Source organism: Amycolatopsis sp. cmx-8-4, from assembly GCF_046548675.1.
In the GTDB taxonomy this organism is placed as follows: domain Bacteria; phylum Actinomycetota; class Actinomycetes; order Mycobacteriales; family Pseudonocardiaceae; genus Amycolatopsis.
Genome location: NZ_JAEBDZ010000055.1, coordinates 1 through 11,857, shown reverse-complemented (window position 1 = coordinate 11,857; position 11,857 = coordinate 1). Strand labels below are relative to the sequence as shown.

Here is an 11,857-nt window from a genome sequence, read left to right as displayed (position 1 = left end):
CGGGCTCACCGGTTCTTCTCGACGAGGGCTTCGATCTCCTCGGCGACGTCGTTGGGGGACGGCAGGCCGCGCAGCTCGTCACGCAGGTCCGCGGCGCGGGTCTTGAACGACGCCTCGGCCAGCAGCCGTTCGACGCCCTCGCGGATCCGGACGCCGGTGGCCCGGTCGCCGCGGATGGAGAGCGACCCGCCCCGCGCGGCCGCGCGACGGGCCAGCTCGGGCTCGTCGAAGTCCCACGGGACCGTCAGCTGCGGGACGCCGTGGCGGGCCACGGTCAGGAACGTGCCCGGTCCGGCGTGGTCGATCACGACGTCGCAGGTCGGGGCCAGCGCGTCCAGGGGGACGAAGGGCACCACGCGCGCGTTGGCCGGGATCGGGAACGCGGGATCCTTGACCGTCGCCACCACCTCGACGTCCAATGTGGACAGTTCGGCGAGGGTGTCTTCGACGCTCACGACGTAACCGCCGAAGTGCTCGGTCGCCGTGGTGCCCAGGGTGAGGCCGATGCGCGGGCGCTGGGTGGGCAGCCAGTCCGGGGTGGCGGCCGGGCCGCCGTAGGGGACGTACTGCATCGGCCGGTAGTCCAGGTCGCCGGCGCGCAGGCCGATCGACGGCGGCACCTGGTCGATGCTGAACTGCGCGGTCGTCATGTCCTCGCTGAACTCGAAGCCGTACTTGCGCCCGTAACCGCCGAGCCAGTCCGCGAGCGGGTCCTCGGGAGCGCCGTTCGCCGTCCGCCGGTAGATCTCGCGGGTCGCGCCGAAGACGTCGAGGCTCCAGAGCAGCCGGGCGTGCACCGCGCCGCAGGCCTTCGCGGCGATCGGGCCCGCGTAGGTCAGCGGCTCCCAGATCACCAGGTCCGGCTCCCACGCCCGAGCGAACTCGGCGAGGCCGTTGATCAGCGGGAAGTTCTCCAGCTTGTGGCCCTCGTCGACGGCGACGCGGTGGCCCTCGCGCAGGTCCTCCCAGTCGGCGTTGGCCGGGTCCTCGACTACCCGCCACGGGCTCGGCAGCCCGGCCCGCGCCTGCTCCAGCAGCGCCGGGTCGAGGCTCTCCATCCGCCAGATCGTCGCGTCGCGCCCGACCGGGACGGCGGTGAGCCCGGCCTGCGTCACCACGTCGGCGAACGCCGGCTGGCAGGCCACGCGGACCTCGTGCCCGGCGGTCCGCAGCGCCCAAGCCAGCGGGACCATCGAGCAGAAGATCGTCCGCTCGGCGATGACGGTGAACAGGATCTTCATCAGCGCGTCCGGAACTTCACGGTCAGCTCTTCCAGCTGTCCGACGACGTCGTTGGGCGAGGGCAGCGCGAGCATCTCGTCCCGCAGGTCGACGGCCCGCGCGCGGAACCGCGGCTCGGCGAGCAGGCGCGCGACGCCGTCGGCGACGTCCTTACCCGTCGCGTGGTCGCCGCGGATCATCAGCGCCGACCCGTGTGCGGTGGCGCGGCGGGCCAGCTCCGGCTCGTCGAGGTCCCACGGCAGGGTCAGCTGCGGGACGCCGTGCAGCGCGACGGCCAGGTAGGTGCCGGCGCCGGCGTGGTTGATCACGACGTCACAGGTCGGCGCGAGGGCGTGCAGCGGCGCGTAGGGCACGATCCGCGTGTTGCGTGGCACCGCCGTGAGCCGGCCGCGGACGTTGTCGGCGACGGTGGCGATCACCTCGATGTCGAGGTCGCCGAGCGCGGTGAGGACGTCCTGGACGTCCACGGTGTAGCCGTCGAAGCGGATGGCGGCGGTGCTGCCCAGGGTGAGCGCGACGCGCGGGCGCGTCGGGGCCGCCCACAGCCAGTGCGGCACCGACGCCGGGCCGCCGTAGGGGACGTGCCGCATCGGCAGGTAGTCGACGTCGTCGGCGGCCATCCGCAGCGAACCGGGGAACTGGTCCACGGAGAACTGCCCGGTGACCATGTCCTCGCCGAACTCGAAGCCGTAGCGCTCGCAGTAGCCCTCGTACCAGTCGGCGAACGGGTCGTAACGCTGGTCTTCCGGCTGCTGCGCCATGAGTTTCACATAGTGCGAGCGGGTCACGCCGAACGCGTCGAGCCGGCCCAGAAGACGTCCATGGGCCGCGCCGCAGGCCTTGGCCGCGATCGCGCCCGCGTACGTCGACGGCTCCCACAGCACGAGGTCCGGCTCCCAGGCGCGGGCGAACTCGACGAGCCCGGCGATCATCGGGAAGTTCTCGGGTTTGTGGTCGGTCCACACCGCGCCCGCGTAGGCCGGCAGCATCTTCTCCCAGTCGGCGCGCTCGGGGTACTCGGCGACGTCGTAGGGCGCGGGCATCCCGGACTCGAGTTTCAGCAGCTCCAGGGCGTCTTCGTCGGAGACGCCCTCGAACTCGGCCTTCAGCTCCGCGTTGTGGTCGAGCGCGCCCATCACGGCGTCGAGACGGCGGTACATGTCGACGTCGCGGCCGACCGGGACGGCCGTCAGCCCGGCCTGGGTGATCGTCTCGGCGAACATCGGGGCCGCGGCGAACCGGACCTCGTGCCCGGCCGTGCGCAACGCCCAGGCCAGCGGGGCCATCGGCATGAACGTCGTCGGCTCGGGGGTGTCGGTGAACAGGACGCGCATGGGATCTCCTGGGCTTCTACTGGCGGGTGCGGTGCCGGGCGGTGAGCTCTTCGAGCCGCGGCACCAGGTCGTTCGGGCTGGGGGCGGAGAGGACTTCGCCGCGCAGCGCGACGGCCCGGCGGCGGAACTCCGGCTCGGTGAGCAGCCGCCGGACGGCGTCGCGGACGCTCGCGCCGGTCGCCTCGGTGGTGTGCAGGGCGAGCCCGGCGCCGTGCTCGGCCAGCTTGCGGCCGAGGATCGGCTGGTCGAAGTGGTAGTGCACGGCCAGCTGCGGCACCGGGTAGCGCGACGTCGTCAGCAGCGTCGCCGCGCCCGCGTGGTGCACGATCGCCGCGCAGGTCGGCACCAGCGCGTGCCACGGGACGTACGACACGACGCGGACGTTGTCCGGCAGCGTCCCGAGCTTCTCCTGCTCGGCCTCGGCAACGGTCGCGACGACCTCGACGTCCAAAGTGGACAGCTCGGTGAGGACGTCCCGCAGCGGGACGGTGTAGCCGGTGAAGATCTCCGTCGCGGTCAGGCCGAGGGTGAGGCCGACGCGCGGGCGTTCCGGCGGGCGCTTGAGCCAGTCCGGGATCACGGCTGGGCCGCCGTAGGGGACGTACTGCGTGCGGACGTAGTCGAGGTCGGCGTTCTCCTGCAGGCTCGCCGGGAACTGGTCGATCGTGAAGTGCCCGGTGGTCATGTCCTCGGTGAAGGCGAAGCCGTACTTGCGGCCGTACGCGCCGAGCCAGTCGGCCAGCGGGTCTTTATCCTGCTTCGCCTTCAGGAAGTGTTCGCGGGTCAGGCCGAAGACGTCGACGCTGAACAGCATCCGCGCGTGCGCCGCGCCGCACGCCTTGGCCGCGATCGGCCCGGCGAGGCAGAATGGCTCCCAGATCACCAGGTCCGGCTGCCAGGCTTTCGCGAACTCGACGAGCCCGGCGAGCATCGGCACGTTGTCCGGCCGGTGGATCGACGCGACGGCGTGCTCCTGCTTTTCGACGAGGTCGTCCTCGTTTCCGTCGAGGACGTCCCACGGCGACGGCAGCCCGGCGCGCGACTGTTCCAGCAGCTCGGGCTCGGTGCCGCGCCACTTGTCGACGTCCCGTCCGACCGGGACGGCGGTCAGGCCGGCCTGGGTGATGACGTCGGCGAACCCGGGCTGGCTCGCCACCCGCACCTCGTGCCCGGCGGTGCGCAGCGCCCACGCCATCGGCACGAGGTACAGGAACGTGCTCTTCTCCGGGTTGACCGCGAACAGAACGCGCACGGGCCTTTCCTCCGTTCGTGTCAGATCCGCCACTTTCCCTAGGAAAGTGATCCGGAGGTCGTAACTCCGGAACACTTTCCCTATGAAAGTGGCGCTTTGGTCAGTGGCGGGTGCGGTGCTTGGCGGTCAGGGCTTCGATCTCGGGGACCAGGTCGTTGGGGCTGGGTAAGACGCGGATCTCGGTCTGGAGGCGGCGGGCCGCCGTGGTGAAGGACGGCTCGTTGAGCAGGCGCAGGACGCCTTCGCGGACGTTCGCGCCGGTGACCTGCGTCGGATCGAGGTTGAGGCCGGCGCCCTGGGCGGCGAGGCGGTGACCGAGCGTCGGCTCGTCGAAGTGGAACGGCAGCGTCAGCTGCGGGACGCCATAGGGCGCGAACGCCGTCAGCGTGCCGAAACCGGCGTGCGTGATCGCCGCCGTGCACGTCGGGGCGAGCGCGTGCAGGGCCACGTACGGGACGAGCCGCGCGTTGTCCGGGATCCGCGCCAGCTTGGCCTGCTCGGCCTCGGCGACCGTCGCGACCAGCTCGATGTCCAGGTCCGCGAGGGAGTCGAGGATGTCCTGGACGTTCACCGTGTAGCCGGAGAAGTACCCCGTCGCGCTCAGGCCCATGGTGAGGGCGACGCGCGGGCGTTGCGGGGGCAGCTGCAGCCAGCGCGGGACGACCGCCGCGCCGCCGTACGGGATGTACGGCGTGCGCAGGTAGTGCAGGTCCGACTCGGTCTGCAGGCTCGCCGGGATCTGGTCGATGGTGAACTGCCCGACCGTCATGTCCTCGCTGAACTCCGCGCCGTACTTGCGCGCGTACCCGCCGAGCCAGTCCGCGAGAGGGTCGTTCCGGCCGTTGCGGATGCTCAGGAAGTGCTGGCGGGCAAAGGCGTAGACGTCGACGCCGTAGAGCAGCCGGGCGTGGGCGGCGCCGCACGCCTTGGCCGCGATCGCGCCGGCCGGGGTGAACGGTTCCCACACGACGAGGTCCGGTTCCCAGTCGCGGACGAACTCGACGAGCGCGGACATGATGGCGAACGTCTCGAACCGCGCGCCCTCGGCGACCTCGGTGAACGCGCGGTGGGCGCGGTCCCAGTCGGTGGAGTCCGGTTCGTCCAGCACCGCGTACGGGTCCGGCAGCCCGCGGCGGGCCTCCTCCAGCGCGGCGCTGTCCATGCCCATGGCCAGCAGCAGCCGCGGGATGCCGAGGTCACGCCCGAGCGGCACGGCGGTGAGCCCGGCCTGGGTGATCTCGTCGGCGAACGCGGGCTGGCTCGCGACGCGCACGTCGTGCCCGGCGGTGCGCAGCGCCCAGGCCAGCGGCACCATGCTGTTGAACACGGTCGTCCCCGGGCTGACGGTGAACAAAACCCGCATTACTCCTCCGTTTCCGGGTCTGCCGCGGCTGGTCGTGAGTGGTAATGAGGGTTAGAACCCTCATTACCACTCACGACCCCCTGCGGTACTGGGCGGCCAGCTGCTCGGCGACCGCATTGGGTGTGGGCATGGCGAGGATCTCGTCGCGCAGGACGGCGGCCCGCTCGGTGAAGGTGGACTCGCTGAGCAGGCGGGCCACGGCGTCCGCGACCACCTCGCCCGTCGCCTGGTCGGCGCGGACGGCGAGTGCGCCTCCTTGCGACGCGGCGCGGGCGGCGAAGACCGGGCCGTCGAAGTCCCACGGCGTGCACAGCTGCGGGACGGCGTGCCGCGCGGTCGTCAGGAACGTGCCGAAACCGCCGTGGGAGACGACCGCCGAGCACGTCGCCGCCAGGGCTTCGAGCGGCGCGTACGGCACGATCCGGACGCCGTCCGGGATGCTCGCCAGCTTGGCCTTCTCGACGTCCGGCAGGGTGGCGACGACCTCGACGTCCAGCTTGACCAGGTGATCCAGCACGTCCTGCACGGCGACCGAGTACCCGGCCTCGTGGTCGGTGAGGCTGATGCCCATGCTCAACGCGACCCGTGGTTTGTCGGGCGGCCGCAGCAACCAGTCCGGGATGGACGCCGGTCCGCCGTACGGAAGGTATTGCAGCGGCACGGTTTCCAGCGACGTCGGCAGCCGCAGCGACGCCGGGAGCTGGTCGATCGTGAACTGCCCGGTGACCAGCTCCTCGGTGAACTCGCCGCCGTGCTTGCGCGCGTACGCGCCGAGCCAGTCACCCAGCGGATCGCCGGCGGCGGGAAACGACCGCGTGACGCCGAAGACGTCGGTGCTCCACAACAGCCGGCCGTGCGCGGCGCCGGACGCCAGCGCCGCGATCGGGCCCGCGAAGCACAGCGGCTCCCACAGCACGAGGTCCGGCTGCCAGGCGCGGGCGAACTCGACCAGGCCGCCGATCATCGGGAAGCACGCGGGCTTGTGCCAGTAGTGCAGGATCGCCGCGTACGACTCCTCGAGGTACTCCGGCGTCGCCTTCTCCGGGAACTCCGCGACCTCGTACGGCACCGGCAGCCCGTAGGCCGGCCGCCACTGGGTGCCGCGGTAGTCGGGGTGGCGCGGCATGAGGTCCCACAGGTCGCCGTCGCGGCCCACGGGCACCGCCGTCAGCCCGGCCTGGGTGACGGCGGGCGCGAACTTCGGCTGGCACGCGACGCGCACCTCGTGCCCGGCGGTGCGCAGCGCCCAGGCCAGCGGCACCATCGGCAGGAAGTGCGCCTTCTCGGGGTTGGCGGCGAAGAGGACCTTCACGCGATGGCCACCTTCGCGACGCGGCGGGCGAGCTGGTCGGCGACGTCGTTGGGGGTCGGCATGGCGAGGATCTCGTCGCGCAGCCGGTGCGCGCCCTCGGTGAACTTCGGCTCGGTGAGCACCCGCAGCAGCCGGTTGCGCAGCACCCCGCGCGCCGACGCCTGGTGGACGTGCAGCGCCAGCCCGGCCCCCTGCGCGGCGACACGCTTGGCGAGTGCGGGCCCGTCGGCGTTCCACGGCACGATGACCTGCGGCTTTCCGTGCAACGCCGTCGTCGCGAGGGTGCCGTAGCCGGCGTGGTGGATGACGGCGGTGCAGGTCGGGACCAGCGCGTGCAGCGGCACGAACGAGACCATCCGCACGTTGTCCGGGACCTGGCCGAGCTTCTCCTGGACGCTTTCCGGGATCGTCGCGACGAGTTCCATGTCCACATCGGACAGTTCCTCGAACAGGTCCTCGAGGTCGACCATGTCGCCGCTCGACTCGGCGATGCTGATGCCCATGGTGAGCGCCACCCGCGGCTTCTCCGGTGGCGTGCGCAGCCAGGCCGGGAGCACGGCGGGGCCGCCGTAGGGCACGTACCGCATCGGCACGTAGTCGAGGTCGGCCTCCACGCGCAGCGAGGGCGGCAGCAGCGAGATCGTGAACTCACCCGTGACCAGGCGTTCGCTCCACGGGACGCCGTACTTGCCCGCGGCCGGCGCGAGCCACTCCTTCAGCGGGTCTTCGGCGCCCTCGGGGCTGAGCCGGGTGAAGTGGTCGCGGGTGACGCCGAAGGTGTCGAGGCTGAACAGCAGCCGCGCGTGCGCCGCGCCGACGGCCTCGGCGGCGATCGCGCCCGCGTACGTCGACGGCTCCCAGATCACCAGGTCCGGCTGCCACGCCTGGGCGAACTCGACCAGGCCGGGGATCAGCGGGACGTTGCTCATCTTGTGCCACTTGGTGACGTGCAGCTTGTAGCCGTCGCGGAGGTACTCGTACGAGACGTCTTCAGGGCGCCAGTCGACGGTGTCGTAGGGCACCGGCAGGCCGTTGAGGCCGACGCTGAACCAGTTCGTGTCACGCGCCATCAGCTGCCACAGGTCGCGGTCCGGCCCAACCGGCACGGCGGTGAGCCCGGCCTGCGTGACGACGTCGGCGAACTTCGGCTGGCACGCGACCCGCACCTCGTGCCCGGCGGTGCGCAGCGCCCAGGCGAGCGGCGCCATGGCGAGGAAGTGGGTCTTCTCCGGGTAGGTGGTGAACAGGACGCGCATGGCCTCATCCCTCGGTTAACTGGTGGGCGACGTCGTTGGGTGACGGCATCGCGAGCATCTCGTCGCGCAGGTGGGCGGCGCCCTTGGTGTACGCGGGTTCGTGCAGCAGCCGGACGAGCGCGTCGCGGATGCCTTCGGTGGTCGCCTCGGTGGCGTGGATGGAGATGCCCGCGTCTTGCGCCGCGAGGCGGGCGCCGAGCGTGGGCTGGTCGACGTCCCAGGGCAGGGTCAGCTGCGGGATGCCGCGCAACGCCGTCGACGCCAGGGTGCCGACACCCGCGTGGTGGATGGCGACGGAGCACGTCGTCAGCAGGGCGGTCAACGGCACGAACGGGACCAGGCGTGTTCGCGAGGGGACTCTGCTCAGCCGGGTCTCGGGAGTGACCGTGGCGACCAGCTCGACGTCGAGGCCGTCGACCGCGTCCAGGACGTCCTGCAGGTCGACCGGGTAGCCGCCGGTGCGGTCGTGCGCGGTCAGGCCCATGGTCAAGGCGATGCGTGGGCGTGAAGGTGGCGTCGAAAGCCAGTCCGGGACCACCGCCGCGCCGCCGTAGTTCACGTACCGCATCGGGACGTGCTCCAGCGACGCCCGGTGCCGCAGGGACGCCGGGAGCTGGTCGATCGTGAACTGCCCGGTGACCATGTCCTCGCTGAACTCGCCGCCGTACTTGCGCGCGTACGCCCCCAGCCACTCGCCCAGGGGGTCCGGCGCGCCGTCCGGTCGCAGCCGCAGGAAGTGGTCGCGGGTCAGGCCGAAGACGTCCTCGCCGATGAGGATCCGGCCGTGCGCCGCGCCGCACGCCTTGGCCGCGATCGCGCCGGCGTACGTCGTCGGCTCCCACAGCACCAGGTCCGGCTGCCACCAGCGCGCGAAGCCGACGAGGTCGTTGATCAGCGGGACGTTGCTCGTCTTGTGCCAGCGCACGGCGATGTCGCGGTAGCCGCGCAGCACGTGGTCCCAGTCCGGAGTGGACAGTGCCGCGGTGTCGTAGGGCGCGGGCCAGCCCGTCTCGACGCCGAACAGGTGCTCGGGTCCGGTGCGGCGCAGCAGGTCCCACAGGTCGCGGTCGTGCCCGACCGGGACGGCGGTGAGCCCCGCCCCGGTCACCGCCCCGGCGAGCTTGGGCTGCACCGCCACCCGGACGTCGTGCCCGGCGGTGCGCAGCGCCCACGCGAGCGGCACCATCATCAGGAAGTGGGTGCGCTCGGCGTAGGTGGTCAGCAGGACGCGCATGTCACCGCGCCCGGTGCTTCACGACGAGCTCTTCGATCCGCGGCACGGCCTGGTTCGGGGTGGGCAGCGCGAAGATCTCGTCGCGCAGGGCCACCGCCCGGTCCTGGAACACCTGCTCGGTGAGCAGCCGGTCGATCGCCGTGCGGAACTTCTCGGGCGTGACCTCGGAAACGTGGATCGACAGCCCGGCGCCCTGCTTCTCGAGCATCTTGCCGAGCGTCGGCTGGTCGTAGTGGTAGGGCAGCGCCAGCTGCGGCACCGGGTGGCGCGCGGTGGTGCCCATGGTCGCGGCGCCGGCGTGGTGCACGACGACCGAGCACGTCGGGGCCAGCGCGTGCATCGGCGCGAAGTCGACGATCCGGGCGTTGTCCGGCGTCTTGCCGAGCAGCGGCTGCTGCGACGCGGCGACCGTCGCGACCACTTCGACGTCGAGGTCGGCGACGGAGTCCAGCAGGTCGCTCAACGGCACGTTGTACCCGCGGTAGACCTCGACGGCGCTGTTGCCCATGGTGATCGCGATCCGCGGCTTCGCCGGCGGCGTCTGCAGCCACTTCGGCACGACGGACGCGCCGTTGTAGGCGATGTACTGCGTCCGCACGTACTCCAGGTCGGCCTCGTCCTGCCAGCTCAGCGGGAACTGGTCGAGCGTGAAGTCACCGGTGAACATGTCCTCGGTGAAGTCGAAGCCGTACTTGCGGGCGTACGCGCCCATCCACTCGGCGAGCGGGTCGCGGCGCTGGTCGGCCGGCTGCGCGTCCCGCAGCTTGACGAACTGCTGGCGCACCTTGCCGAAGACGTCGACGCCGAACAGCAGCCGCGCGTGGGCCGCGCCGCACGCCTTGGCCGCGATCGCGCCGGCGAAGCTCAGCGGGTCCCAGACGACGAGGTCGGGTTCCCAGTAGCGGGCGAACTCGACGAGCCCGGAGATGATCGGGAAGTTGCCGTACTTGTGCCACTCGATGCCCTCGTTGGCCATCGTCGAGACCATGTGTTCCCAGGTGGCCTTCTCGGGCTCTTCGTAGACGTCGTAGGGCGCCGGGATGCCCGCGCGTTCGTTTTCGACGCCGCGGGTGCGGGCGGCGACCTTGTGCATGTCGCGGCTGTGCCCGACCGGCACCGCGGTGAGCCCGGCCTGCAGGACCTCGTCGACGAACTCGGGCTGGCTGGCGAACCGGACTTCGTGCCCGGCGGTCCGCAGCGCCCAGGCGATGGTGAACATGTACTTGTAGACGGTCCGGGGCGGGTTGGAGACGAACAGGATGCGCATGGCTTTCCTCCGGTCAGCGGGCTTCGGATGGCGAGGGAGCGGCGGCCAGCAGGCGCAGCACACTCGCGCGGACGGCGGGGCTCGACGCCCGGGAGCTGCGCCGGTACCGGGTGGCGAGGTCGCGGAGCGCCGGGACGACACCGGTGAGAATGCGCGTGGGTTTCTCCGCTCGGCGAGCTTCGAGCACGAGTGCGGCGGCCGTTCCCGGGGCCGGGAAGGTCGGACGGCCGGGGCCGGGCCGGGTGGTCCTCATGCGTTCCTCCGGGCGACGTGGGCTTCGAGCGCCTGGACGACGTCGTTGGGCGAGGGCGTGGCGGCCATCCGCGCGGCCAGTTCCCGCGCCCGGGTGGTGAACGACGGCTCCGACAGCAGCCGCAGGACGCCCGCGCGGACGGCTTTGCCCGAGACCTCCGAGCCGGTCAGGGTCAGTGCGGAACCGTGGACCGTCGCGCGGCGGGCCAGCTCCGGCTCGTCGAACTCCCACGGCACGGCCAGCTGCGGGACGCCGTAGCGGGCCGTCGTCAGGTAGGTGCCGGGCCCGGCGTGGTTGATGACCGCCGCGCACGTCGGCACGAGCGCGTGCAGCGGCACGTACGGCACGATCCGGGCGTTGGCCGGGACTTCCGGGACCTTGGCGGCTTCGGCGTCCGGCAGGGTGGCGACGATCTCGGCGTCCACATCGGACAGTGCGGCGAGGATGTCCGGCACGCTCACCGTGTAACCGCCGAAGTGCTCGGTGGCCGTCGTGCCGAGGGTCAGGCCGATCCGCGGCCGGTCGCTCCTGCGCTTCAGCCAATCCGGGACGCTGGCCGCGCCGCCGTAGGGGACGTACTGCACCGGCAACGTCGGCAGCCGGGTGTCGAGGCGGATCGGGTCCGGCACCGGGTCGATCGTGAACTGCCCGGTGATCAGCTCTTCGTCGAAGGCGAAGCCGTACTTGCGGCCGTACCCGGCGATCCAGCCGGCCAGCGGGTCGGGGCCCGGGCCGAGGGCGAGGAACCGTTCGCGGGCCGCGCCGAAGACGTCGATGCTCCACAGGAGACGGCCGTGTGCCGCACCGCACGCCGCGGCCGCGATCGCGCCCGCGTACGTCGTCGGTTCCCAGATCACCAGGTCCGGCCGCCACGCTCGGGCGAACTCGACCAGGCCGGTGATCAGCGGGAAGTTGTTCTGCTTGTGCCAAAGCTCCAAAATGGACGCGTAGCCCTCGGTCATTTCCTCGCGCGTTCCCACACCGGAAACGGCGGCGTCGTAAGGCGAAGGCAGGCCGACGCGCTCGGCTTCGGCCAGGTCGGGGTAGGCCTCGGTGAGCCGTCGCCAGTTGCCGACGCCGCGGCGCCCGACCGGCACGGCGGTGAGCCCGGCGCCGGTGATGACGTCCTCGAAGCCCGGCTGGGTCGCCACCCGCACCTCGTGCCCGGCGGTGCGCAGCGCCCACGCCAGCGTGACCATCGGCTGGAAGATGGTCTTCTCCGGGTACGTGGTGAGCAGGACGCGCATGGTCTCTCTTCCGGGTCTGCCGTGGCTGGTCGTGAGTGGTTAGGGCGGTTCTAACCGCCCTAACCACACACGACCCCCGGCACCGAGCTCCAGGCGAG

The 11,857-nt window shown here is 71.7% G+C and carries 10 protein-coding genes; all 10 read right to left on the bottom strand.

Annotated elements, in window-relative coordinates; translation table 11 throughout:
- Positions 1–5: 5 nt before the first annotated feature.
- Positions 6–1,241, bottom strand: coding sequence for a nucleotide disphospho-sugar-binding domain-containing protein (locus ACLJQZ_RS47320; RefSeq protein ID WP_410628165.1), 1,236 nt, complete (start codon positions 1,239–1,241; stop codon positions 6–8).
- Entirely contained in the window at positions 1,241–2,575 is a 1,335-nt protein-coding gene (locus tag ACLJQZ_RS47315; protein ID WP_410628164.1) for an activator-dependent family glycosyltransferase, read from the bottom strand. The genes ACLJQZ_RS47320 and ACLJQZ_RS47315 overlap by 1 nt, the downstream gene beginning before the upstream one ends.
- A 16-nt stretch (positions 2,576–2,591) precedes the next feature.
- Positions 2,592–3,827: an activator-dependent family glycosyltransferase gene (locus tag ACLJQZ_RS47310; protein ID WP_410628162.1), complete on the bottom strand. Its 1,236-nt coding sequence runs from the start codon at positions 3,825–3,827 to the stop codon at positions 2,592–2,594.
- 100 nt (positions 3,828–3,927) lie between these two features.
- On the bottom strand, positions 3,928–5,190 hold the full coding sequence (locus tag ACLJQZ_RS47305) for an activator-dependent family glycosyltransferase (protein ID WP_410628161.1): 1,263 nt from the start codon (positions 5,188–5,190) through the stop codon (positions 3,928–3,930).
- A 70-nt stretch (positions 5,191–5,260) separates the two neighbouring features.
- A complete protein-coding gene (locus ACLJQZ_RS47300; protein ID WP_410628159.1) occupies positions 5,261–6,502 on the bottom strand; it encodes a nucleotide disphospho-sugar-binding domain-containing protein in 1,242 nt (413 codons plus the stop codon).
- Positions 6,499–7,758, bottom strand: a complete 1,260-nt coding sequence (locus ACLJQZ_RS47295; protein ID WP_410628158.1) for an activator-dependent family glycosyltransferase — start codon at positions 7,756–7,758, stop codon at positions 6,499–6,501. The genes ACLJQZ_RS47300 and ACLJQZ_RS47295 overlap by 4 nt, the downstream gene beginning before the upstream one ends.
- Positions 7,759–7,762: 4 nt before the next feature.
- The gene (locus ACLJQZ_RS47290; protein WP_410628156.1) at positions 7,763–8,992 is read right to left on the bottom strand and encodes an activator-dependent family glycosyltransferase; all 1,230 of its coding nucleotides are present in this window, start codon (positions 8,990–8,992) and stop codon (positions 7,763–7,765) included.
- Between the two features lies 1 nt (position 8,993).
- The gene (locus ACLJQZ_RS47285; protein WP_328644451.1) at positions 8,994–10,259 is read right to left on the bottom strand and encodes an activator-dependent family glycosyltransferase; all 1,266 of its coding nucleotides are present in this window, start codon (positions 10,257–10,259) and stop codon (positions 8,994–8,996) included.
- A 13-nt stretch (positions 10,260–10,272) separates the two neighbouring features.
- Positions 10,273–10,512 carry a hypothetical protein gene (locus ACLJQZ_RS47280; protein WP_410628155.1) on the bottom strand — a complete coding sequence of 80 codons (240 nt, stop codon included), beginning with the start codon at positions 10,510–10,512 and terminating at the stop codon, positions 10,273–10,275.
- Positions 10,509–11,759 carry an activator-dependent family glycosyltransferase gene (locus ACLJQZ_RS47275; protein ID WP_410628153.1) on the bottom strand — a complete coding sequence of 417 codons (1,251 nt, stop codon included), beginning with the start codon at positions 11,757–11,759 and terminating at the stop codon, positions 10,509–10,511. The genes ACLJQZ_RS47280 and ACLJQZ_RS47275 overlap by 4 nt, the downstream gene beginning before the upstream one ends.
- Positions 11,760–11,857 lie beyond the last annotated feature (98 nt).